19 protein-coding genes are annotated in these 23,128 nt (G+C 58.2%); 9 read left to right on the plus strand and 10 right to left on the minus strand.

Translation table 11 applies throughout. From position 1 onward, the window contains the following. The first annotated feature begins 7 nt into the window (after window positions 1-7). The 6 genes from ACE38U_RS10290 (at window position 8) to ACE38U_RS10315 (ending at window position 6,485) form a co-directional block, all read left to right on the plus strand. Complete coding sequence (locus ACE38U_RS10290) at window positions 8-823, plus strand: topoisomerase II (protein WP_375529684.1); 816 nt, start codon at window positions 8-10, stop codon at window positions 821-823. Between the two features lie 92 nt (window positions 824-915). Beyond that, on the plus strand, window positions 916-1,506 hold the full coding sequence (gene uhpA, locus ACE38U_RS10295; protein ID WP_375529685.1) for a response regulator transcription factor UhpA: 591 nt from the start codon (window positions 916-918) through the stop codon (window positions 1,504-1,506). Next, complete coding sequence (uhpB, locus tag ACE38U_RS10300; protein ID WP_176981526.1) at window positions 1,506-3,008, plus strand: signal transduction histidine-protein kinase/phosphatase UhpB; 1,503 nt, start codon at window positions 1,506-1,508, stop codon at window positions 3,006-3,008. Before uhpA ends, uhpB begins: the two co-directional genes overlap by 1 nt. A 9-nt stretch (window positions 3,009-3,017) precedes the next feature. Next, complete coding sequence (locus ACE38U_RS10305; protein WP_038478635.1) at window positions 3,018-4,346, plus strand: MFS transporter; 1,329 nt, start codon at window positions 3,018-3,020, stop codon at window positions 4,344-4,346. A 138-nt stretch (window positions 4,347-4,484) separates the two neighbouring features. Further along, window positions 4,485-5,876 (plus strand): hexose-6-phosphate:phosphate antiporter UhpT, encoded by a 1,392-nt coding sequence (gene uhpT, locus ACE38U_RS10310; protein WP_375529686.1) that lies wholly within the window; start codon window positions 4,485-4,487, stop codon window positions 5,874-5,876. Between the two features lie 156 nt (window positions 5,877-6,032). Further along, window positions 6,033-6,485 (plus strand): DUF1198 domain-containing protein, encoded by a 453-nt coding sequence (locus ACE38U_RS10315; RefSeq protein WP_375529687.1) that lies wholly within the window; start codon window positions 6,033-6,035, stop codon window positions 6,483-6,485. A 20-nt stretch (window positions 6,486-6,505) separates the two neighbouring features. Here the strand turns inward: ACE38U_RS10315 and ACE38U_RS10320 are convergent, their stop codons facing one another. The 4 genes from ACE38U_RS10320 to pepA form a co-directional block, all read right to left on the minus strand. Beyond that, window positions 6,506-7,015: a GNAT family N-acetyltransferase gene (locus ACE38U_RS10320; protein WP_038483156.1), complete on the minus strand. Its 510-nt coding sequence runs from the start codon at window positions 7,013-7,015 to the stop codon at window positions 6,506-6,508. Window positions 7,016-7,136: 121 nt separating this feature from the next. After that, window positions 7,137-9,992, minus strand: coding sequence for a valine--tRNA ligase (locus tag ACE38U_RS10325; protein WP_375529688.1), 2,856 nt, complete (start codon window positions 9,990-9,992; stop codon window positions 7,137-7,139). Between the two features lie 6 nt (window positions 9,993-9,998). Then, window positions 9,999-10,457: a DNA polymerase III subunit chi gene (locus ACE38U_RS10330; RefSeq protein WP_038478649.1), complete on the minus strand. Its 459-nt coding sequence runs from the start codon at window positions 10,455-10,457 to the stop codon at window positions 9,999-10,001. A gap of 117 nt (window positions 10,458-10,574) precedes the next feature. Further along, window positions 10,575-12,086, minus strand: a complete 1,512-nt coding sequence (pepA, locus tag ACE38U_RS10335; protein WP_038478652.1) for a leucyl aminopeptidase — start codon at window positions 12,084-12,086, stop codon at window positions 10,575-10,577. A 274-nt stretch (window positions 12,087-12,360) separates the two neighbouring features. Between pepA and lptF the strand changes: the two genes are divergently transcribed. Both lptF and lptG read left to right on the plus strand, forming a co-directional pair. Beyond that, a complete protein-coding gene (gene lptF / locus ACE38U_RS10340) occupies window positions 12,361-13,461 on the plus strand; it encodes an LPS export ABC transporter permease LptF (RefSeq protein WP_038478655.1) in 1,101 nt (366 codons plus the stop codon). After that, the gene (gene lptG, locus ACE38U_RS10345) at window positions 13,462-14,541 is read left to right on the plus strand and encodes an LPS export ABC transporter permease LptG (RefSeq protein ID WP_038478658.1); all 1,080 of its coding nucleotides are present in this window, start codon (window positions 13,462-13,464) and stop codon (window positions 14,539-14,541) included. It abuts the gene before it with no gap. Window positions 14,542-14,604: 63 nt separating this feature from the next. Here the strand turns inward: lptG and ACE38U_RS10350 are convergent, their stop codons facing one another. After that, entirely contained in the window at window positions 14,605-15,834 is a 1,230-nt protein-coding gene (locus ACE38U_RS10350; protein WP_038478661.1) for an amino acid permease, read from the minus strand. Window positions 15,835-16,013: 179 nt separating this feature from the next. Beyond that, window positions 16,014-17,516, minus strand: a complete 1,503-nt coding sequence (locus ACE38U_RS10355) for a helicase HerA-like C-terminal domain-containing protein (protein WP_176981528.1) — start codon at window positions 17,514-17,516, stop codon at window positions 16,014-16,016. 136 nt (window positions 17,517-17,652) lie between these two features. Between ACE38U_RS10355 and ACE38U_RS10360 the strand changes: the two genes are divergently transcribed. Beyond that, the gene (locus ACE38U_RS10360) at window positions 17,653-19,293 is read left to right on the plus strand and encodes a dihydroxyacetone kinase subunit DhaK (protein WP_176981529.1); all 1,641 of its coding nucleotides are present in this window, start codon (window positions 17,653-17,655) and stop codon (window positions 19,291-19,293) included. Between the two features lie 34 nt (window positions 19,294-19,327). Here the strand turns inward: ACE38U_RS10360 and ahr are convergent, their stop codons facing one another. The 4 genes from ahr to ACE38U_RS10380 all read right to left on the minus strand — a co-directional run bounded on the left by ahr (window position 19,328) and on the right by ACE38U_RS10380 (window position 23,108). After that, window positions 19,328-20,347 (minus strand): NADPH-dependent aldehyde reductase Ahr, encoded by a 1,020-nt coding sequence (gene ahr / locus ACE38U_RS10365; protein ID WP_154188442.1) that lies wholly within the window; start codon window positions 20,345-20,347, stop codon window positions 19,328-19,330. A gap of 81 nt (window positions 20,348-20,428) precedes the next feature. Next, the gene (locus ACE38U_RS10370; protein WP_375529689.1) at window positions 20,429-21,487 is read right to left on the minus strand and encodes a Gfo/Idh/MocA family protein; all 1,059 of its coding nucleotides are present in this window, start codon (window positions 21,485-21,487) and stop codon (window positions 20,429-20,431) included. 20 nt (window positions 21,488-21,507) lie between these two features. Next, complete coding sequence (locus tag ACE38U_RS10375) at window positions 21,508-22,086, minus strand: class I SAM-dependent methyltransferase (protein ID WP_375529690.1); 579 nt, start codon at window positions 22,084-22,086, stop codon at window positions 21,508-21,510. Continuing rightward, complete coding sequence (locus ACE38U_RS10380; protein ID WP_375529691.1) at window positions 22,086-23,108, minus strand: HNH endonuclease; 1,023 nt, start codon at window positions 23,106-23,108, stop codon at window positions 22,086-22,088. Before ACE38U_RS10380 ends, ACE38U_RS10375 begins: the two co-directional genes overlap by 1 nt. Window positions 23,109-23,128: the final 20 nt, after the last annotated feature.

Genomic DNA, 23,128 nt, shown 5'->3' on the forward strand with positions numbered 1-23,128 from the left:
ATGAACCATGAACTGGACCCACGTCATTATTGCAGGCTATGTCGGCGCCGCGATCGCCGCAGTGGTGGCGATATTTCGAAAGAAGGGCTGGGTCGGCAAAGTGGGCGCGGTGGTCATTGCGCTGGTCGCCATCATGGCGTGGAACATCCTTGACGTAAAATATCTGATTCCACGCGACAGATCCGGGCAGGAACTGGCCGAACTTGACGATGCTATGGCCCGGATGCCGGTTTACCAGGTGCTGAAGGAACAGGAGCCCGCGCTGTGGATGTCTATTCGCCAGCAGGCGGTGGAGATGCACCGGCAGGGGAAAACCGAGCAGGAGGTTATCGACACCATCCAGCCGCAAATCCTCGCCGTGGAGATGAAGCGTCTGCAAAGCGCGACGGATGACAACGTGGTGGCGTTTATGCAGGTGAACATGCAGCAAACGGCGATGGTGCAGAAGTCCAGCGATGACGCCTGTTTCCGCTTCCTGTTCCCGGGCGTGAAGGGCGGGATCAACTCCCCGAAAATCTTGCCTCGCGACGTGACGATGCGCCGTATGCAGGTGGATGCGGCGATGATGCGCTCCGCCTACGGCCCGGACAAACACAGCGTCACCGACGCCGAACGCGAACAGGCACGGCAGGACATTCAGCCTATCGTCCGGCAATTGACGAAGCGCTACGGCAGCGATCTGCAGCTGATGTCCGAGCCGCACAAAGCGGTGGGCAAAGAGGGGCTGGTCTGTAATCAGGTGCAGGAACTGTGGCGCAACGTGCTGCAGCTTCCTCCGGCCCGTGCGGCCGGGATTATCCGCCTGTCGGTTGCGCTGGAGTAGCCCGCTGCGCAGCCTCAAAATCGCTTAAGACTTGAACAGTCACGCGCTTATCGCTAAGGTATGCGCGTTTTTTTACCTTCCTGGAAAGCATCATGACCGCCATTGCCCTTATCGACGACCACCTTATCGTCCGCTCCGGCTTTGCCCAACTTCTTGGGCTCGAGGCTGATTTTCATGTTGTGGCCGAGTTTGGTTCAGGGCGCGAGGCGCTGGCGGGATTGCCGGGGCACGGCGTGCAGGTTTGCATCTGCGATATCTCGATGCCGGATATTTCCGGGCTGGAGTTGCTTAGCCAACTGCCGAAAGGGATGGCGATCATCATGCTGTCGGTGCACGACAGCCCGGCGCTGGTGGAGCAGGCGCTGAACGCCGGGGCGCGCGGCTTTTTATCCAAACGCTGCAGCCCGGACGAACTGATTGCTGCCGTGCGCACCGTGGCGACGGGCGGCTGCTACCTGACGCCGGATATCGCCATGAAGCTGGCGGCCGGGCGGCAGGATCCGCTGACGAAGCGCGAGCGGCAGGTCGCGGAAAAGCTGGCGCAGGGCATGGCGGTTAAAGAGATTGCTACCGAGCTGGGGCTGTCGCCGAAGACCGTGCACGTGCACCGCGCCAACCTGATGGAAAAGCTCGACGTCAGCAACGATGTGGCGCTGGCGCGGCGTCTGTTTGACGGTTGGTAATGCGGACTTTCCTCTCCCGGCTGATCGCCGTTATCGCCAGTTTCTTTATCTTCTCAGCCGGCTGGTTTTGCCTGTGGAGCATTAGCCTGCATCTGGTGGAAAGGCCCGAGCTGGCGGTGCTGCTGTTTCCCTTTGGGCTGCGTTTAGGACTGATGCTGCAATGCCCGCGCGGCTACTGGCCGGTTCTGCTGGGTGCAGAATGGCTGATGCTGGCCTGGCTCGCGCAGGAAGTGGCCCTGGCCCATCTGCCGCTGTTGATGCTGGGCGGGGTGCTCACCGTCGTGCCGGTGGCGCTGATTTCCCGCTATCGCCATCAGCGTGACTGGCGCACCCTGCTGCGGCAAGGTGCGGCGCTTATCGCCGCCGCGCTGCTCCAGTCGCTACCGTGGCTGGGCCAGGGGCAAGAATCCCTCAATGCGCTATTGCTGACGCTGACCGGTGGCTTAACGCTGGCGCCGACCTGCCTGGTGCTCTGGCACTACCTGACCAGCACCGTCTGGCAGCCTCTCGGTCCGGCGCTGGTTTCCCAGCCGGTCAACTGGCGCGGGCGTCACCTGATTTGGTATTTGCTGCTGTTTGCCGTCAGCCTCTGGCTACAGCTGGGTTTGCCCGCCGAACTTTCCCGTTTTACGCCGTTCTGCCTCGCGCTACCGATTATCGCCCTGGCCTGGCACTACGGCTGGCAGGGGGCGCTGATTGCTACCCTGATGAACGCCATTGCGCTGATAGCCAGCCAGACCTGGCACGATCATCCGGTGGATCTGCTGCTGTCGCTGCTGGCACAAAGCCTGACCGGGCTGTTACTGGGGGCGGGGATCCAGCGTTTGCGCGAGCTTAACCAGTCGCTGCAAACGGAGCTGGCGCGGAATCGCCGCCTGGCCGAACGCCTGCTGGAAACCGAAGAGAGCGTACGGCGGGAAGTGGCGCGCGAGCTGCACGACGATATCGGGCAGACGATCACGGCGATCCGCACCCAGGCCGGTATCGTCCAGCGTCAGGCGCCGGAAAACGAAGGCGTGAAGCGCAGCGGGGCGCATATCGAACAGCTTTCGCTTGGCGTTTATGACTCGGTTCGTCGCCTGCTGGGGCGCTTGCGTCCGCGCCAGCTGGATGATTTGTCCCTTGAGCAGGCCGTACGCTCCCTGATGCGTGAAATGGAGCTCGAAAGCCGCGGCATCGTCGGCCATATCGACTGGCAAATCGATGAGCCCCTGCTTAGCGAAGGGCAGCGCGTGACGCTGTTCCGCGTGTGCCAGGAAGGGCTCAACAACATCGTGAAGCACGCCAGCGCCAGCGCGGTAACCCTGCAGGGCTGGCAGCAGGCAGAGCGGCTGATGCTGGTGATTGAAGATGACGGCAGCGGTTTGCCGCCGGGGTCCGGGCAGCAGGGCTTTGGGCTTACCGGGATGCGCGAACGCGTCACGGCGCTGGGCGGAACGTTCGCGATTTCCTGCACTCACGGCACGCGCGTCAGCGTTAGCCTGCCATTGCGCTATCTCTAAGGGGCAAGCATGTTCAGTTTTTTAAAAGTACCGCCCAGCGTCGCGCCGCTTAGCGACAAAAGTGAGATTGATGCCCGCTACCGCTACTGGCGCCGTCATATCCTGATAACTATCTGGCTAGGCTATGCGCTGTTTTACTTTACCCGCAAAAGCTTTAACGCCGCCGCGCCGGAAATCCTCGCCACCGGCGTGATGGAGCGCACCGATATCGGCCTGCTGGCGACGCTGTTTTACATCACCTACGGCCTGTCGAAGTTCTTCTCCGGGATCGTCAGCGACTTCTCCAATGCCCGTTACTTTATGGGCATCGGGCTGATAGCCACCGGCATCGTGAATATCCTGTTTGGCTTCTCGACCTCGCTTTGGGCGTTTGCGCTGCTGTGGGCGCTGAACGCCTTTTTCCAGGGCTGGGGATCGCCGGTCTGCGCCCGCCTGCTGACGGCGTGGTATTCCCGCAGCGAGCGCGGCGGCTGGTGGGCGGTATGGAACACGGCGCACAACGTGGGCGGGGCGTTAATCCCCATCATCATGGGCGCAGCGGCGTTACAGTACGGCTGGCGCGTCGGGATGATGATTGCAGGCGGGCTGGCGATTATCGCCGGGCTGTTTCTGTGCTGGCGGCTGCGCGACAGGCCGCAAACCGTGGGCTTACCGGCGGTCGGCGACTGGCAGCATGACGAGCTGGAAATCGCCCAGCAGCAGGAAGGTGCAGGGCTGACGCGCAAAGAAATCCTCTACAAGTACGTGTTGGTTAACCCTTATATCTGGCTGCTGTCCCTGTGTTACGTGCTGGTGTACGTGGTGAGGGCGGCTATCAACGACTGGGGCAATCTTTATATGTCGGAGACGCTCGGCGTCGGGCTGGTTACCGCCAACTCGGCGGTGACGATGTTTGAGCTGGGCGGATTTATCGGCGCGCTGGTGGCGGGCTGGGGTTCGGACAAACTGTTCAACGGCAATCGCGGGCCGATGAACCTGATCTTCGCCGCCGGGATTCTGCTTTCCGTTGGCTCGCTGTGGCTGATGCCTTTTGCCAGCTACGTGATGCAGGCGGCCTGCTTCTTTACCACCGGCTTCTTCGTCTTTGGCCCGCAGATGTTGATTGGCATGGCGGCGGCCGAGTGCTCGCACAAAGAGGCGGCGGGGGCGGCCACGGGGTTTGTCGGGCTGTTTGCCTACCTGGGGGCATCGCTTTCCGGCTGGCCGCTGGCGCGGGTGATCGATATCTGGCACTGGAACGGCTTCTTCGCGGTGATCGCGATAGCCGCCGGGATATCGGCTTTGCTGCTGCTGCCGTTTTTAAACGCCCAGGCGCCGCGCGCCGCCAGCGAAGCGTGATGCATCTCACCCTTTTGCCCCAAGAAGGGCAAAACTAAGAAATATTCCCGGTTCGGCCTGGATGCTGTCTCAGGCCAGTTTGCTCGCTGATTTTTACAATGCCTGCCATTAAGCAGGTATTCATATCAGGAGTCATCCATGCTGGCCTTTCTAAACCAGGTGCGCAAGCCCACCCTGGATCTGCCGCTCGAAGTGCGGCGCAAAATGTGGTTCAAACCGTTTATGCAGTCGTATCTGGTGGTGTTTATTGGCTACCTGACGATGTACCTGATCCGCAAAAACTTTAACATCGCCCAGAACGACATGATCTCCACCTACGGGCTGAGCATGACGCAGCTGGGGATGATCGGCCTTGGCTTCTCCATCACCTACGGCGTGGGCAAAACGCTGGTTTCGTATTACGCGGATGGGAAGAACACCAAGCAGTTCCTGCCGTTTATGCTGATCCTTTCCGCCATCTGCATGCTCGGCTTCAGCGCCAGCATGGGCGCGGGTTCGGTTAGCCTGTTCCTGATGATCGCCTTCTACGCGCTGAGCGGCTTCTTCCAGAGCACCGGCGGGTCGTGCAGCTATTCGACCATCACCAAATGGACGCCACGCCGCAAGCGCGGCAGCTACCTGGGTATGTGGAACATCTCCCACAACCTCGGCGGCGCAGGCGCGGCCGGTGTGGCCCTGTTTGGCGCGAACTACCTGTTTGACGGCCACGTCATCGGGATGTTTATCTTCCCGTCCATTATTGCGCTGATTGTTGGCTTTATTGCCCTGCGCTACGGCAGCGACTCCCCGGAGTCTTACGGTCTCGGCACCGCAGAAGAGCTGTTTGGCGAAGAGGTCAGCGAAGAAGATAAAGAAGCCGAAGATAACTCGATGACCAAATGGCAGATCTTTGTTGAATATGTGCTGAAAAACAAAGTGATCTGGCTGCTGTGCTTCTCCAACATCTTCCTGTACGTGGTGCGCATCGGCATCGACCAGTGGTCCACCGTGTACGCCTTCCAGGAGCTGAAGCTCTCCAAAGAAGTGGCGATTCAGGGCTTCACCCTGTTTGAAGTGGGCGCGCTGGTTGGCACCCTGCTGTGGGGCTGGTTGTCTGACCTCGCCAACGGCCGCCGTGCGCTGGTGGCCTGCGTTGCGCTGGCATTGATCATTGCTACGCTGGGCGTGTATCAGCATGCGAGCAACCAGTACGTTTACCTGGCGTCGCTGTTCGCGCTTGGTTTCCTGGTCTTCGGGCCGCAGCTGCTGATTGGCGTGGCCGCCGTGGGCTTCGTACCTAAGAAAGCCATCGGTGCAGCAGACGGCATCAAGGGCACCTTCGCTTACCTGATTGGCGACAGCTTTGCCAAGCTGGGCCTGGGGATGATTGCCGACGGCACGCCGATTTTCGGCCTGACCGGCTGGGCGGGCACCTTTGCCGCGCTCGATGCTGCCGCAATCGGCTGTATTGTGCTGATGGCCATCGTGGCGATATTTGAAGAGCGTAAAATTCGCCGTGAGAAAAAAATCCAGCAGCTGAAGATAGCCTAAGCGTCCTGGTGAACGCTTCCAGCCCGGCATAACGCCGGGCTTTTTTATGCCTGCGGTTAACCCCGGCGTGAGGCATTACGGAGAAAAGTGATTGCGCTATACTGCCCGGCATTCATTGCTAGCAAATTGTCGTCAAGCTGCCGGGTATCTAACTTTATGATTTGGATTATGTTGGCCACGCTATGTGTGGTGTTTGTTGTCGGCTTTCGGGTACTAACCTCTGACTCCCGACGGGCGATCCGCCGGCTGAGTGAGCGGCTGGGGATCGATGTGGTGCCGGTTGAGTCGATGATCGATCAGATGGGGAAAGCGCAGGGCGACGCGTTTTTGCAGTATCTACACCGCCCGGACGAGTCTCATCTGCAAAATGCCGCTCAGGTGCTGCTTGTCTGGCAGATGGTGATTGTGGACGGCAGCGATCAAAATCTCCAGCAGTGGTACCGGAGGCTGCAAAAGGCCCGGCTTGCCACGCCGATAACCGACGCTCAGGTTCGCCTGGCGCTGGGCTTTTTACGTGAAATGGAGCCGGATAAGTCAGATATTAGCGCCTTTCAGCTGCGCTATAACGGCTACTTCCAGCCTGAAGATGGCGTCCACTGGCTGCACTGAGACTCGTTTTTGCGCTGTGATCACAGCGCTTTGAGCATCGTGACTTCGCAATCCACGTGGCCGGTGCAGCCGAGCGGGGCAGGAATATGCTCGAAGCCAAGGTGTTCATATAAACCAACGGCCTCTTTCAGGAACGCCGTGGTTTCCAGATAACAGCGCTTAAAGCCCTGGGCACGGGCGTGATCCAGCGCCTGCAGCGCCAGCTTTTTCGCCAGGCCTTTGCCGCGAACCACCGGCAGGAAATACATCTTCTGCAGTTCACAAATGTCCGGCTCGCTACACGATAACGGCGCCACGCCGCCGCCGCCCACCACTTCGCCATTAATTTCCACCACCCAGTACGCATGGCCTGGCTGGCTGTAGAGCTGGTACAGCTCATCAAGGTTAGGGTCCGCGACGGTATAGCCTTTATCGGCGGTCAGGCCGTATTCGGCCGATACCTGTCGAATAACCCGGGCGATCGCCGAATTATCTTCGGCAGTAATCCGGCGCAGCTGGAGCTTCATATCAACCGGAGCAGTGGTGTTCATCATGCGACTCATAGGCTTAGGGAAGGATAAAAGGAGTTAATAGCACTTCATTACGGAGGGTGCAAGCTGGATAAAAAACGCCCCACACCGAAGTGCAGGGCGGATTATGCAGTGCGACTGATTACAGGGCGGCGATAACGGCCTGCTGTTCAATCAGCTTAGCTTTGGCGTCGGCAAAGCCTTCGAGACGCTCGCGCTCTTTGGCGACAACGTCAGCCGGGGCGCGGGCCACAAAGCCTTCGTTGGACAGCTTGCCTTCGATCTTGCCGATTTCGATTTCGATCTTCGCGACTTCTTTTGCCAGACGCTCGATCTCCGCGGCTTTATCAACCAGGCCGGCCATCGGGATCAGCAGCTCTGCGCCATCGATAATCTTGGTCACGGAAACCGGACCTTTGTCATCGACAGGCAGAATAGCGATGCTTTCCAGGCGAGCCAGGTTCTGCAGGAAGGTGCGGTTTTCGCTCACGCGACGAATCGCCTCTTCGCTACAGCCGCGCAGCAGCACGTCCAGACGTTTGCCTGGGGCAATGTTCATCTCGGCGCGAATGTTACGCACCGCGGTGATCACGTCCTTCAGCCACTCGGTGTCCGCGAACGCCGCTTCATCAACCTGAGACGCATCGTAGGCCGGGAATTCTTGCAGCATGATGGTGTCTGCGGTAATGCCTTTCAGCACTTTCACGCGCTGCCAGATGGTTTCGGTGATGAATGGAATGATCGGGTGCGCCAGGCGCAGCAGGCCTTCCAGCACGTTCACCAGCGTATTACGGGTGCCGCGCAGTTCCGCTTCAGTACCGCCGTTCATGACCGGCTTGGTCAGCTCCAGGTACCAGTCACAGAACTGGTTCCAGGTGAACTCGTACAGAATGTTGGCGGCGATGTCGAAGCGGTAGCTGTCCAGCGCTTCACGGTACGCTTTCACGGTACGGTTGAACTCGGCCAGAATCCAGCGATCGGCCAGAGACAGCACCATTTCACCGCCGTTGAAGCCGCAATCCTGCTCTTCGGTGTTCATCAGCACGAAGCGGCTGGCGTTCCAAAGTTTGTTACAGAAGTTACGGTAGCCTTCCAGGCGCTTCATGTCCCAGTTGATGTCGCGGCCGGTAGAGGCCAGCGCTGCCAGGGTGAAGCGCAGGGCGTCGGTACCGTGTGGCTCGATGCCGTTCGGGAACTGTTTCTCGGTGCGCTTGCGGATTTTCTCCGCGAGCTGAGGCTGCATCATGTTGCCGGTGCGTTTCTCGAGAAGATCTTCCAGAGAAATGCCGTCCACCATGTCCAGCGGGTCGATAACGTTGCCTTTGGATTTTGACATCTTCTGGCCTTCATCATCGCGAATAAGGCCGGTCATATAGACGGTCTTAAACGGCACCTGCGGCTTGCCGTCTTCATCTTTGATGAAGTGCATGGTCAGCATGATCATGCGGGCAATCCAGAAGAAGATGATGTCGAAGCCGCTGACCATGACGCTGGTCGGGTGGAAGGTGCGCAGCGCTTCGGTATTTTCCGGCCAGCCCAGGGTGGAGAAGGTCCACAGGCCTGAGGAGAACCAGGTGTCCAGCACGTCTTCGTCCTGGTGAAGCTCAACGTCGGCACCCAGGTTGTTCTCGGCGCGGACTTCCGCTTCGTTGCGGCCAACGAACACGTTGCCTTCTGCGTCGTACCAGGCCGGGATACGGTGACCCCACCACAGCTGACGGGAGATACACCAGTCCTGAATATCGCGCATCCAGGAGAAGTACATGTTTTCGTACTGCTTAGGCACGAACTGGATGTCGCCTTGCTCCACGGCTTCTACCGCCACTTTTGCCAGCGGCGCGGTACGCACGTACCACTGGTCGGTCAGCATTGGCTCGATAACTACGCCGCCACGGTCGCCGTAAGGGACGGTCAGGTCGTGCGGTTTGATTTCGTCAAGCAGGCCAAGTTCGTCGAACTTCGCGACCACGGCTTTACGCGCGGCAAAACGTTCCAGTTTCTGGAACTCTGCCGGGATGTCGGACGCATAAACGTCGGACTCTTCGCCGTTGGTATCGAAAACTTCTGCCGCTTCGCGGATATCGCCGTCGAAGGTCAGAACGTTGATCATTGGCAGCTGGTGGCGGCGGCCAACTTCGTAGTCGTTGAAGTCGTGCGCAGGCGTAATTTTCACGCAGCCGGTGCCTTTTTCCATATCGGCGTGTTCGTCGCCAACGACAGGAATGCGGCGGTTAACCAGCGGCAGAACGATGAATTTGCCAATCAGGTCTTTGTAGCGCGGATCTTCCGGGTTAACGGCTACGCCGGTGTCACCGAGTACGGTTTCCGGGCGAGTGGTGGCGACCACCAGGTAATCTTTACCGTCTGCGGTTTTCGCGCCATCGGCCAGCGGGTAACGCAGGTGCCACATGGAGCCTTTGGACTCGCGGTTCTCAACTTCGAGGTCGGAAATCGCGGTGCGCAGTTTCGGGTCCCAGTTTACCAGGCGTTTGCCACGGTAAATCAGGTCTTCTTTATACAGGCGGACGAACACTTCTTTCACCGCGTTGGACAGGCCTTCGTCCATGGTGAAGCGCTCGCGCTCCCAGTCTACGGAGTTACCGAGACGACGCATCTGACGGGTAATAGTGCCGCCGGACTCTGCCTTCCACTGCCAGATTTTATCAATGAACGCATCACGGCCGTAATCGTGGCGGGTTTTACCTTCTTCGGCGGCGATTTTGCGTTCTACAACCATCTGGGTCGCGATACCGGCGTGGTCGGTGCCCGCCTGCCACAGGGTGTTTTTGCCCTGCATGCGCTGGTAACGGATCATGGTGTCCATGATGGTTTGCTGGAAGGCGTGACCCATATGCAAACTGCCGGTGACGTTCGGCGGTGGGATCATGATGCAGAAGCTTTCCTGGCTGGTGTCGCCATTCGGTTTGAAGTAGCCCTGCTGTTCCCAGTGCTCGTAAAGCGGCTGTTCGATATCTTGCGGGTTATATGTCTTTTCCATTGTCTGCTATGTCGTTCCCGGCGGGGTATAGGTCGCCGTAGTCAAGTGGAAACCGGCAACGCGGTACGCTTTGTAGCGCTCGCGGGCCAGTTGTTTCTGGGATTCTTCGTAAGGTACGAAGTCTATCACTTCCAGGAAAGCGGTGGCAAAATCTGCGAACTGCGGCAACAGGCTAATCAGAAGATCTCGAGGGGCGCTGCCGCGGCGCTGAGGCCATGCCAGCTCAACCGGCGCGCCGTAGCGCGGGCCTTCACCTGCCAGATTGTGCGGGACGAATGCCTGGGCATCTCGCTGCCAGAGTGCTTCGTCGAGGCGAATCGCCTGCTGCTCGTTCTCACAGGCGACCAGCACCCGCTTACCTGCACGGAATCTATCCGCTGCCAGCTCGCACACCAGCTGTTCCACGGCACTGAGCCCATCGGCGTGAGTGTCGTTATCCAGCAGGTAAAACGTTGCGTTTTTCATGAGACCAGCTTGTTAAGTTGAATGTTGTTGCCCCTCACCCTAACCCTCTCCCCAAAGGGGCGAGGGAACCAAACGGAGTTTTTTACGCCCGTCCAGGGTGAGGGTCAGTTTTACAAATTACTCTTCACCGTTAAATCCGGAGCGGTTCAGCAGGAACTGAGACAGCAGGGCGACAGGACGACCGGTTGCACCTTTTGCCTTGCCGGAGCGCCATGCGGTGCCGGCGATGTCCAGGTGAGCCCAGTTGTACTTACGGGTAAAGCGAGACAGGAAGCATGCCGCGGTAATCGCCCCGCCAGGACGGCCGCCAATGTTTGCCATATCGGCAAAGTTGGACTCCAGCTGTTCCTGGTACTCGTCGCCAATTGGCAGACGCCATGCGCGGTCACCCGCCTGCTCAGACGCGCTAATCAGCTCGTGCGCCAGCGGATTGTGGTTCGACATCAGGCCGGTGATGTGATGGCCAAGGGCAATCACGCAGGCGCCGGTCAGGGTAGCGACGTCGATAACCACTTCCGGCTCGAAGCGCTCAACGTAGGTCAGCACGTCGCAAAGCACCAGGCGGCCTTCGGCGTCGGTGTTCAGCACTTCAACGGTCTGGCCGGACATGGTGGTCAGCACGTCACCCGGACGATAGGCGCGGCCGCCCGGCATGTTTTCACAGCCTGCAAGCACGCCAATCACGTTCACCGGCAGGTTCAGCTCGGCAACCATGCGCATCACGCCGTAAACGGAAGCGGCGCCGCACATGTCGTACTTCATCTCATCCATGCCTTCGGCAGGTTTGATGGAGATACCGCCGGAGTCGAAGGTTAAGCCTTTGCCGACCAGCACAATTGGGCGAGCATCCGGGGACGCATTACCTTTATATTCAATCACCGACATCAGTGATTCGTTCTGCGAGCCTTCACCTACCGCAAGGTAGGAGTGCATGCCCAGCTCTTTCATCTGCTGTTCGCCAATCACGCGGGTGACCACGTTTTTGCTGAACGAGTCCGCCAGCTGACGAGCCTGAGAGGCCAGGTAAGCGGCGTTACAGATATTTGGCGGCATGTTGCCAAGATCCTTCGCGGCTTTGATGCCGGAAGCGATGGCCAGGCCGTGCTGAATGGCGCGCTCACCGCTGGTCAACTCACGGCGCGTTGGCACGTTGAACACCATTTTACGCAGCGGGCGACGTGGTTCGGTTTTGTTGGTTTTCAGCTGATCGAAGCTGTACAGCGACTCTTTCGCCGTCTCAACCGCCTGGCGCACTTTCCAGTAGGTGTTGCGGCCTTTAACGTGCAGCTCGGTCAGGAAGCAGACGGCTTCCATTGAACCGGTGTCGTTAAGCGTATTGATTGTTTTCTGAATCACCTGCTTGTACTGGCGCTCATCGAGCTCGCGCTCTTTGCCGCAGCCAATCAGCAGAATGCGTTCAGACAGCACGTTTGGCACGTGATGAAGCAACAAGGTTTGCCCTGGTTTTCCTTCCAGCTCACCACGGCGCAGAAGCGCGCTGATGTAGCCATCGCTGATTTTATCGAGTTGTTCTGCGATCGGGGACAGGCGACGCGGTTCGAAGACTCCCACAACGATGCAGGCACTACGCTGTTTCTCGGGGCTACCGCTTTTTACACTGAACTCCATGCACTACGCTCCTGAATCTTAAAGACAACGGCGGGGGCTACAGGCTAGAATTGCAAGCTTTCGTAACTCATCTCCGCTGTTGCGATGACTTCGTGTTAATCTTAACGAATGGATCTACGTTTTCTATTATGTCTGAACATCGTCCCGTTATGCGAGTTCGCCGGGCTATCTAATCTTAGCGATGTTTTCGACGATTAAAGAGAATAAATGACGTATAAGCGATGAAACAAGCAATTTTCCTGCAAAAAGACTCGTTTTCACAGGCGTATTTAATGTGATTATCATAAGATATCTGGTTCGGGAGACGCTTAAGAGCCAGCTGGCGATCCTTTTTATCCTGCTGCTGATTTTCTTTGCTCAGAAGCTGGTAAGGATCCTGGGCGCTGCCGCCGATGGCGAAATCCCGACAAATCTGGTGCTTTCTCTGCTTGGATTAGGGGTGCCCGAAATGGCGCAGCTAATTCTCCCCTTGAGCCTTTTCCTCGGCTTGCTGATGACGCTTGGGCGTTTGTACACCGAGAGTGAAATCACGGTAATGCATGCCTGCGGTCTGAGTAAAGCGGTACTAGTAAAAGCTGCGATGGTACTTGCACTCTTCACCGGCATTGTGGCCACCGTGAACGTCATGTGGCTGAGCCCGTGGTCCGCTCGTCATCAGGACGAAGTGCTGGCTGAAGCCAGAGCCAACCCGGGCATGGCCGCGCTGGCGCAGGGGCAGTTCCAGGTCGCGACGGACGGTAACGCGGTGCTGTTCATCGAAAGCGCGAAGGGGAAAGAATTTAAAGATGTATTCCTTGCCCAGATGCGTCCTAAGGGCAACACGCGTCCCTCTGTCGTGGTTGCAGATTCAGGCCAAATCTTCCAGCGTCCGGACGGCACTCAGGTCGTTAAGTTAAATACCGGCACCCGCTTTGAAGGGACCTCTACCCTGCGCGACTTCCGCATTACTGATTTCAAAGATTACCAGGCCGTGATAGGCCATCAGGCGGTAATGCTGGACCCATCCGATACCAGCCAGATGAGCATGAGTGAGCTTTGGAACAGCCCTGATCCTTCCGCACGCGCCGAGCTGCACTGGCGGCTGACGCTTATCATGTCAGTGATTCTTATGGCCCTGATGGTTGTCCCACTGAGCGTGGTAAACCCGCGTCAGGGGCGTGTGTTATCTATGCTACCGGCCATGCTGTTGTATCTGGTCTTCTTCCTGCTGCAAAGCTCGCTACGCTCTAGTGGGGCAAAGGAGAAGCTGGATCCGATGATTTGGATGTGGGCAGTGAACCTGACGTATCTGGCGCTGGCTATCGTCCTGAACCTGTGGGATACGGTACCGATGCGCAAAGTGCGTGCCCGCTTTAGCTACAAAGGAGCGGCTTAAATGTTTGGTGTACTTGACCGTTACATCGGTAAAACCATCCTAAACACCATCATGATGACGCTGTTTATGCTGGTATCGCTGTCGGGGATCATTAAGTTCGTTGACCAGTTGAAGAAAACGGGGCAGGGCTCTTATTCTGCGGCGGGCGCAGGAATGTATACCCTGCTCAGCGTGCCGAAAGATATTCAGATTTTCTTCCCGATGGCCGCGCTATTAGGCGCGCTGCTGGGGCTGGGGATGCTGGCTCAGCGCAGCGAACTGGTGGTGATGCAGGCTTCTGGCTTTACCCGCATGCAGATCGCCTCCTCGGTGATGAAAACGGCGATCCCGCTGGTGCTGTTGACCATGGCAATCGGCGAGTGGGTAGCTCCGCAGGGGGAGCAGATGGCGCGTAACTATCGTGCCCAAATGCTGCTGGGTGGCTCTCTGCTTTCCACGACCAACGCTATTTGGGCGAAAGATGGCCACGACTTCGTTTATATCGATCATGTGAACAATGATTCTGAAATTGCCGGCATCATGATTTATCACTTCAACGGCGAGCGTCGCCTGCTTTCGGTACGTAATGCGGCGGCGGCAAAGTACGACGCTGAGCACAAAGTCTGGCGCCTGTCGCAGGTTGACGAGTCTAACCTCTCCGATCCAAAGCAGATCACCGGCTCACAAACCGTCAGCGGCGAGTGGAAAACTAACCTGACGCCGGACAAGCTTGGCGTTGTGGCGCTGGATCCGGATTCACTGTCAATCAGCGGCCTGTACGATTACACGAAGTACCTGAAAACCAGCGGCCAGGACTCCCGACGCTACCAACTGAATATGTGGAGCAAGATTTTCGCTCCGGTCTCGGTAGCGGTCATGATGCTGATGGCGCTGTCGTTTATCTTTGGCCCGCTGCGTAGCGTGCCGATGGGCGTGAGGGTGGTGACGGGGATAAGCTTCGGCTTTATCTTCTACGTGCTGGATCAGGTCTTCGGCCCGCTAACGCTGGTTTACAACATCCCACCGATTGTCGGCGCGCTGCTGCCTAGCGTGACCTTCCTGCTGATCAGCCTCTGGATGCTGACGAAAAGAGCGGGATAAGTTTTACCCTCACCTTTCTTTACCCCCCTCTCCCTTTTGGGGAGAGGCCCGGGGTGAGGGAAATCAGTGAATAAACATCACCGACACACACAAAATCCCGACAATCAGCGTCAGCAGATTCGCCAGCGAACGCCACGGCTTAAGCGCAGGCACCAGATAAGTCGACAGGGTTGGCATAATAAACAGAATCAGCGCGATGAGCGGCCCGCTGATGGCGTAAATCATCGCCAGCGCATTCGGGTTGATATAGCACACCACGAAGGTCAGCAGCGAAATCAGGGTAATAGAAAGCGCCCGGCAGAAAGCCCGGCTTCGGCTCATGCCCGCCGCGCCCAGCGTGGACTTAACAATCGCCGTCGCCCCTTCAATCACGCCAAAATAGGTGCCCAGGAACGACTTGGACATCGCTACTATCGCGACGATAAAGCCTGAAATGCCCAGCCATGCAGGCGTGCCCGGCACCATCGACAGGGCGGACAGAATAGTCAGGCCCTGCGCCTTCGCGGCGGTAATATCCTGAGCCGGAATCGACAGGAAGCAGCTAAAGACGAAGAACAGCACGCTGCAGCAAATCACAAAGTAGGCCACTCGCATGATTTTCTTGCTGTTATTCATCGCCCCTTCGCCATGGCTTTCGCGCTGGGCCACCGCAAAGGTAGAAATAATCGGCGTGTGGCTGAAGGCAAAGACCATCACCGGAATCGACATCCAGATCTCACCCAACGCGTGGCGGTCGAGCACCAGGCCTTCGGTCAACAACGAGGTCTGCCAGCTGCTGGTCAAATACAGCGATAAAAACAGGAAGTAAGCAATCAGCGGGAACACCAGGAACCCCATCACTTTGATGGTCACCTGCCGCCCCATCAGGAAGATCAGGTTCAGCGCCGCAACGACGCCGAGGCTCACCAGCACCCTGACCGTGGTCGTAATCGGCCCGTGTTTGGCCAGCTGCTCGATCAACGAGTTGGTAATGGCGACGGCATAAATCAGGATCACCACAAAAAACGCGACGAAGTAGAGCCCGGTTATCAGGTTGCCGATGGTTTTGCCGTAGTAGTGGGTCACGGCGCTGGTGATGCCGCCGCTGCCCGACGTTTTCGCCGACAGGATGAACTGGCAGAGCGCCCGGTGTGGCCAGTAGGTCAGCGGGTAGGCAATCAACGCCGTAAGGAGGAGAACGATAGCCCCGGCGGAGCCGAGCTGAATAGGGAGAAAAAGGGTTCCTGCGCCAACGGCAGTACCATATAAGGCGAAACTCCACAAAGTTTCTTCTTTTGTCCAGAATTTGCGCATTATTTAATCTTTTCTTCTGACTGATTTCTAAAAACCGGCGTAATCTAGCACAAAACTGACCTGGTGAGTCATGTGGCTGTTATTGCAGGTTTTATTACCAACTATCGGGGAAAGGGTTGAAAGGGAAAGTCCCCTCTCCCTGGAGGGAGAGGGTTAGGGTGAGGGGGGAATGACGGAAACTACCGCTTACGCCCTCCCATAATACTGCCCAGCACGCCGCGAATAATCTGGTTTGTGACCTGCCTCGCCGCGCTCTTCGCCATCGTTTGCACCACGCCGTCGCGCTTGCCGCCTCGCGGCCCGGTGCTGCCAAACAGAATATCTTTTAGCCCGCCGAGGATCCCGTCGTCCACCTCCACGCTCTGGCCTTTGGCCGGCGGCGCATCCTGCTTATCGCCCGCGGCCTGCACGCCTTTTTGCAGCATTTCGTAGGCCGATTCCCGGTCAATCACTTCGTCATATTTGCCGTACAGCGGGGAATGATTCAGCAGGCCGTTACGCTCGTCGTCCGTCACCGGCCCCATGCGCGAACAAGGGGCGATCACCATCGCGCGTTCGACCACCGTCGGGCTGCCTTTGGCGTCGAGGAAGGAAATCAGCGCCTCGCCGGTGCCCAGCTCCTGAATAGCCTTTTCGGTATCGAAAGCCGGATTCGCCCGCATGGTCTGTGCCGCCGCTTTCACCGCCTTCTGGTCTTTTGGCGTAAAGGCGCGCAGGGCATGCTGCACGCGGTTGCCGAGCTGGCCGAGGACCATGTCTGGAATATCCGCCGGGTTTTGCGTCACGAAGTACACGCCCACGCCTTTCGAGCGGATCAGGCGAATCACCTGCTCGATTTTATCCAGTAGAACCTGCGGGGCATCGCTAAACAGTAAATGCGCCTCGTCGAAGAAAAACACCAGCTTCGGCTTGTCGAGATCGCCCGCTTCCGGGAGCTGCTCGTAAAGCTCGGACAGCATCCACAGCAGGCTGGCGGCGTAAAGCTTCGGCATCTGGTAGAGCTTTTCCGCCGACAGAATATTGATGATCCCTTTGCCGTTTGAGTCGGTTCGCATCCAGTCTTTAATATCCAGCATTGGCTCGCCGAAGAAATACTCTGCACCCTCCTGCTCAAGGGAAAGCAGCCCGCGCTGGATAGCGCCCACGGAAGCGCTGCTGATATTGCCGTACTGCGTCTGGAAGGATTTGGCGTTGTCGCCGATGTACTGGGTTAAGGCGCGTAGATCTTTAAAGTCCAGCAGCAGCAGGCCCTGGTCGTCCGAGATGCGGAAGATGATTTGCAGCACGCCGCTTTGCACGTCGTTCAGGTTCAGCAGGCGAGCTAAAAGCAGAGGCCCGAGGTCAGACACGGTGGCGCGAACCGGGTGGCCTTTCTCGCCGAAGATGTCCCACAGCACCACCGGATTGCCGTGCGGCGACCAGTCCGTTACGCCGATATTGGCCAGCCTCGCGAGAAGCTTTTCAGACTCAGCGCCTTCTTCGGCGACGCCGGTTAAATCTCCCTTCACGTCGGCCATAAACACCGGCACGCCGATCTCCGAGAATGACTCAGCCAGCTTTTGCAGCGTCACGGTTTTGCCCGTCCCGGTCGCGCCGGTGATTAACCCGTGGCGGTTCGCCATGTTGGGCAGAATATGCAGTTCAGTCTCTTTAGTTCTGGCAATCAGCAGTGGTTCAGTCATCAGCGTTTCCCTGTGGCAACATTTGTCTAAAGCATAGCTTTCCGCACAAATTGAGCATCAGGATCTTCCCATGTTTACCTCGTCGACCCGCCAAAGGGCTATGCTTGGCAGACTTCACACAAAACCAGGGAAAGCTATGTCCAGATTCTTTTATAACGATCGTAAGCAACTGGTCAACGATGCCATCGAAGGCGTGATTGTCAGTTCCCGCTACCGCAACCTTGTGCGCCTGGATATAGATCCGGCGATTCGCGTGGTCGCTCGCAGCGACTGGGACAAAAGCAAAGTGGCGATTATCTCCGGCGGCGGCTCCGGCCACGAACCGGCGCACGTAGGCTTTGTTGGAAAAGGGATGCTGACCGCGGCGGTATGCGGCGACCTGTTTGCTTCGCCGAGCGTGGACGCGGTGCTGAACGCCATCGTGGGCGTCACCGGCGACCGTGGCTGCCTGCTGATCGTCAAAAACTACACCGGCGACAGGTTGAACTTTGGCCTTGCTGCCGAAAAAGCCAAAAAACACGGCCTGAAGGTCGAGATGGTGATCGTCGGCGACGACATCTCGCTGCCGGATAACAAACAGCCGCGCGGCATAGCCGGCACGGCATTAGTGCATAAAATTGCGGGCTTTGCCGCAGAGCAGGGCAAATCCCTCGGCGAAGTTCGGGACATCGCGCAAAAAGCCTGCGACAGCATTGCCAGCATGGGCGTGGCGATGCAAACCTGCAACCTGCCGGGCAGCGATGAGGCAGAAGGGCGCATTAAGGGCGGCCACGTCGAGCTTGGGCTGGGCATTCACGGCGAGCCGGGCGCCAGCACGGTGGATAGCCAAAACAGCAAAGAGGTGATTGCCACGTTGGCTAAGCATCTGCGTAAAGCCACCGGCAAGGAGAGCGACCTGGCGGTGCTGATCAACAACCTCGGCGGCGTCTCGTCGCTGGAGATGGCGCTGCTGACCAAAGAGTTGATGCACTCTGATCTTGGCTCACAGATCAAATACCTGATCGGCCCTGCACCGCTGGTGAGCGCCCTCGATATGAAAGGTTTTTCGCTCTCCACCATTAAGCTGACCCCGGACTTTATACAGGCGCTGGAGTCAGACGTGGAAACCGCAGGCTGGCAGCCGATGGTGAAGTACCACAAGATGCCGGAGCAGAAGCAGAGCGCTATCCGCGAAGATCGCGAAGTGAAGCCTTCCGCTAACGACGAAGTGAAAGCCCTGGTGGCGAGCGTGACCAAAACGCTTATCGGGCAGGAAAACCACCTCAACGCGCTGGACGCCAAAGTGGGCGATGGCGATACCGGCTCAACCTTTGCCGAAGGCGCGCGCGACATTGCGAACCTTAACGACAAAGGCAAGCTGCCGCTGAACGACGCCGCCGCGCTGCTGGGGCTGGTGGGCGAGCGGCTGGCAACGGTGATGGGCGGTTCCAGCGGGGTGCTGATGTCTATCTTCTTCACCGCCGCCGGGCAGAAAGTGGGCGAGAAGCAGCCGCTGGCCGAGTCCCTGCTGTTTGGCCTGGCGCAGATGAAGCGCTACGGCGGCGCGGACCTGGGCGACAGAACGCTGATCGACGCTCTGGAACCGGCGCTGGAGGCATTGAGAGATAAAGATCTGAAGGCCGCTTCAAAGGCAGCAGAGAAAGGCGCGGACGACACGGCGAAGATGCAAAAAGCCAACGCCGGGCGCTCGTCCTACGTGAACAGCGATAACCTGGATGGGGTGAAAGACCCCGGAGCCGTCGCCGTGGCGGCGGTATTTGCCGGGCTGGTGAAGTAACTAAAAAGGCTCCCGATTGGGAGCCTTTATCACATCAGAAGTCTGACTTCAGCACCACGCGGTAGCGGGCTTTGCCGTCGCGCACGTGCTGGATGGCCTCGTTGATTTTCGACATCGGGTACAGCTCGATTTGCGGCTGAACCTTTGCCCGGCCCGCAAGCTTCATCAGCGAACGCAGCTCGTGCGGGGAGCCGGTTGCCGACCCGGAGATGCTACGGTCCCCGGCAATCAGGGTGAAGGCCGGCACCTCGAACGGCTTCATCACCGCGCCAACCGTGTGGAAGTTGCCGCCCCAGGCCAGCGCCTTGAAGTACGGCATCCAGTCCAGATCGACATTGACGGTATTAATGATCAGATCGAATTGGCCCGCCAGCGCGGTTAACGCCTCCGGATCGCGGCTGTTCACCACTTTATCCGCGCCCATCGCCAGCACTTCTTCTTTTTTGGACGGGTTAGAGCTGAACGCCGTCACCTCGCAGCCCATGGCGTGCAGCAGCTTGATGGCGATATGCCCGAGGCCGCCGATGCCGATCACGCCCACGCGGCTGGTGGCGGTGATGTGGTGCATCAGCAGCGGTTTAAACACCGTGATGCCGCCGCACAGCAGCGGCCCGGCGGATTCAATATCAATCGACTCCGGCAGTGGGATCGCCCATTGCCAGTCCACGCGAATTTTATCGGCGAAGCCGCCGCGGTTCACGATGGTCGGCACGCTACCTTGCTGGCAGTTGATCTGGCTGCCGCTGATACAGGCGTCGCAGTGGCCGCAGCTTCTCGCCGTCCAGCCGATGCCCACGCGTTGCCCAACTTTCAGCCCTTTACTCTGTGCCGCCGAGCCCAGCGCATGCACGCGACCAATCACCTCATGTCCGGCGACCAGTGGATACTGCGAGAACCCCCATTCGTTGTCGATCATCGACAGATCTGAATGGCAGATACCGCAGTATTCGACCTTAACTTCGACATCTTCCGGCAGCAGATCGCCCGCGTCGAAATCCTGAAGCTCCAGCTCCGCACCGGCCTTTGGCGCGGCATAACTTTTGATGACAGACATTCGCTCTTCCTCTGTGTTGGCTCTGCAACCAGTTTAGAACATTGCGCGAGACTGGAACCTGGTGGAATGTGCCCTGATGCGCTAAAGCGTTACCCAGCCACCGCCCTGTTCAGCCGAAGCATAAAGCGCGGCGACGATCTGCTGCACCACATAACCCTGTTCGGCATCGGCCACCATGACCGGCTCACCCTGAACGCGGCGCACAAAGCTCTCCATGGCACGGAAATGGCGGCGATCGTCGGCGGCTTCGCGGCGCTGGAGCGTTTCCAGCTTGCCGTCGCGGTCGTGGTAAATATGCGCCGGGAACAGCCTGGCACCGGCGCGTTCGCCGCAAAACTCGACGTTCATCTGCGAGGTTTCTTCTACGTTGAGGATAAAAGAAGTATCCAGCCGCAGAATGCCGCCGCCCTCGAACTCGACCACGCCAAACAGCGCGTCTTCCACCGTATAAAGAGCCGGGTCCCACTCACCAAACTGGCCGCTGTTTTTACTGTTGCCCAGCCTGCGGAAGCTGTGGGCCATCACCCGATTCACCTTTGGGAAGCCGAGCACATAAAGCGCGGCGTCCAGCATATGGATGCCGAGATCGATCAGCGGGCCGCCGCCCTGTGAATCCTTGCTGATGAAATTCCCCCACGACGGTACGCCGCTGCGGCGCAGCGCTTTGGCCGTGGTGACATAGACATCGCCCAGCTCACCGGCCTGAACCTGTTCGCGCAGCAGGGCGCTGTCCAGCGCAAAGCGATGGTGGAAATTGTAGGCCAGCACCCGATTCGCCTTTTGCGCCGCCCGCCGCATCTCGTCGGCCTGGGCCACCGTCATCGCCGGAGGCTTCTCGCAAAGCACATGGCAACCGGCCTCCAGCGCCTGCATCACGTGTTCGTAGTGCAGAATATTGGGCGAGCAAACGCTGACGATCTCCGGCTTCGCTTCACGCAGCATCTGCCCGACATCGTCATACGCCGCCGGAATGCCGAGCTTATCCGCAAACGCCTGAGTACGCGCAAGGTCGCGCCCGCAGGCCGCCGCCAACGTCAGCGATGGATTGGTAGCGTAGTAAGCCGCGTGAACGTTCTCGGCGATCTGCCCCGGCCCGATGATGGCGACTCGCATGGAGGGTGTTGTGGTTGGGTTGGGCATGGGGGGCTCCGGTGGGTAGGTTAGCGACGAGTAAGTATCACGTTCAGCCATATCTCATCGCGATCGGGGCGAACATCGTGGGTGAGCCATTGCTCTGCTATCTCCAGATCGGGCAGATCCTTTAACAAGGTTGTTAGCCTTGCCTCGTTGATATCGGTAAAGCTGCGGCCATCCTTCTCGCGCTCGCTATCACCATATTTAAACGAGAAGTACCAGATGCCAGCGGGTTTTAAGGCCGCCGCCAGCTTCTGCATTACGCCGGGTAGCTCCGCAAAAGGCACATGTAGCAGTGAGGCGCAGCACCAGATACCGTCGTATTCTTCACCGGCCTCTACATCAGCAAAAGTCATTTTCTTCACCGGCAGGCCGCTATGCTCCCGTGCCAGTGCCACCAGTTCAGAAGACGCATCGAAGGCATCGACCTGGTAGCCCATCTGCGTGAAGGCCAGCGCGTCCCGCCCGGAGCCGCAACCTGCATCCAGGACTTTTGCGTGGGCAGGCAGGCGGCTGGTAAACGCTTCATACAGCGAGGACATATCCACGTTTACCGTGCCTTCGAAGAACGTTTGGGCGTGAATCTGGTAATAACTGGAGTTCATCAGAGAATCAGTTCCTTCTGCACAGGCGGTTGCCAGATTTGCAGGCGGCAGGCATGCGCCTCGTTCCACCTGTCGTTTAAAAATGCTCTGCGTTTCGCCTCATTATTGCCCGTCTGGTTGATGATTGCTTCATGCAGTGGCAGGCGGCTGTTAATGAAGTATTCATTGCGGGCGTGGAGCCGGTAAAGCATATCGATGTGTGGCACTCTGGCAAACTTGCCTTGTTCACCCCGGTTGCAGTTCTGGCAGGCAAGAACAAGGTTCCAGACGCCGTTGAGGTTAGTCCCCGGCATGCCATGTTGAGCAACCAGCGGCAGGAAGTGATCGACATCCGCCAGCTGCGGGTGGCCGGTTTCGAGGCTGACAGGGGCGTGGCAGTAGAAACAGTGGCCTTTCTGATAGCCGTTCAGGCTGTTACGGCAGCTGGTTAGCGTGATGCGGCTGTTGGCTAGCTGGGTAAATAGCGTTTCCTGCTGCGGATCGAAATGCACGTCCAGCAGTTGCGCAGGCAGGTTCATCTCCCAGGCTTTCTCGACCAGACACCAACGGGCATCGGTTTCATGAATCAGGCTGTGAAACTGCGATGTCTCCGTCAGCCGGTAAAAATCATCCGTCAGACGAATGCCCTGGCTGCTTCGTACCTCGTTGATAAAAAACTGCTTATCAATCTGCCCGCCGCTGACGTTATGGAAGGCGTCCAGCACCACCTTAAAGCCGTGTTTTACCGTCGCCTGAATCAGCTGGCTATGAGAAATTTCACCGTTGCTGTACTGCACGGCTGCGGTTAAAAATGGCCCCTGTTTGCTCATATTGAGCGTCTGTTTTGGCGCTAGCTTCAGATGCTCGCAGATATGTTTGCTGAACGGCACAGCTAAATCTTCCAGCATCACCAGCGTGTTATTGCGCTCGACATCGTACAGCGCATGGGCCAGCGCAAACTTGTAGGTAGCGAAGTTGTTTCCAAAAAGGATCACGCCCCGCCAGTAGTTTTCCAGCGCAGGATCGACCTGGTAAAAACGCATACGTTTTCCTGGTTACGGTT

It is taken from the genome of Cedecea selenatireducens (assembly GCF_042138895.1).
Lineage (GTDB): Bacteria > Pseudomonadota > Gammaproteobacteria > Enterobacterales > Enterobacteriaceae > Cedecea > Cedecea selenatireducens.

Excerpts from the sequence above, each read along its gene's own strand:
- ACE38U_RS10290 (WP_375529684.1), top strand. The coding sequence starts at position 8 with ATGAACTGGACCCACGTCATTATTGCAGGCTATGTCGGCGCCGCGATC.
- uhpA (WP_375529685.1), top strand. The coding sequence starts at position 916 with ATGACCGCCATTGCCCTTATCGACGACCACCTTATCGTCCGCTCCGGC.
- uhpB (WP_176981526.1), top strand. The coding sequence starts at position 1,506 with ATGCGGACTTTCCTCTCCCGGCTGATCGCCGTTATCGCCAGTTTCTTT.
- ACE38U_RS10305 (WP_038478635.1), top strand. The coding sequence starts at position 3,018 with ATGTTCAGTTTTTTAAAAGTACCGCCCAGCGTCGCGCCGCTTAGCGAC.
- uhpT (WP_375529686.1), top strand. The coding sequence starts at position 4,485 with ATGCTGGCCTTTCTAAACCAGGTGCGCAAGCCCACCCTGGATCTGCCG.
- ACE38U_RS10315 (WP_375529687.1), top strand. The coding sequence starts at position 6,033 with ATGATTTGGATTATGTTGGCCACGCTATGTGTGGTGTTTGTTGTCGGC.
- ACE38U_RS10320 (WP_038483156.1), bottom strand. The coding sequence starts at position 7,015 with ATGAACACCACTGCTCCGGTTGATATGAAGCTCCAGCTGCGCCGGATT.
- ACE38U_RS10325 (WP_375529688.1), bottom strand. The coding sequence starts at position 9,992 with ATGGAAAAGACATATAACCCGCAAGATATCGAACAGCCGCTTTACGAG.
- ACE38U_RS10330 (WP_038478649.1), bottom strand. The coding sequence starts at position 10,457 with ATGAAAAACGCAACGTTTTACCTGCTGGATAACGACACTCACGCCGAT.
- pepA (WP_038478652.1), bottom strand. The coding sequence starts at position 12,086 with ATGGAGTTCAGTGTAAAAAGCGGTAGCCCCGAGAAACAGCGTAGTGCC.
- lptG (WP_038478658.1), top strand. The coding sequence starts at position 13,462 with ATGTTTGGTGTACTTGACCGTTACATCGGTAAAACCATCCTAAACACC.
- ACE38U_RS10350 (WP_038478661.1), bottom strand. The coding sequence starts at position 15,834 with ATGCGCAAATTCTGGACAAAAGAAGAAACTTTGTGGAGTTTCGCCTTA.
- ACE38U_RS10355 (WP_176981528.1), bottom strand. The coding sequence starts at position 17,516 with ATGACTGAACCACTGCTGATTGCCAGAACTAAAGAGACTGAACTGCAT.
- ACE38U_RS10360 (WP_176981529.1), top strand. The coding sequence starts at position 17,653 with ATGTCCAGATTCTTTTATAACGATCGTAAGCAACTGGTCAACGATGCC.
- ahr (WP_154188442.1), bottom strand. The coding sequence starts at position 20,347 with ATGTCTGTCATCAAAAGTTATGCCGCGCCAAAGGCCGGTGCGGAGCTG.
- ACE38U_RS10370 (WP_375529689.1), bottom strand. The coding sequence starts at position 21,487 with ATGCCCAACCCAACCACAACACCCTCCATGCGAGTCGCCATCATCGGG.
- ACE38U_RS10375 (WP_375529690.1), bottom strand. The coding sequence starts at position 22,086 with ATGAACTCCAGTTATTACCAGATTCACGCCCAAACGTTCTTCGAAGGC.
- ACE38U_RS10380 (WP_375529691.1), bottom strand. The coding sequence starts at position 23,108 with ATGCGTTTTTACCAGGTCGATCCTGCGCTGGAAAACTACTGGCGGGGC.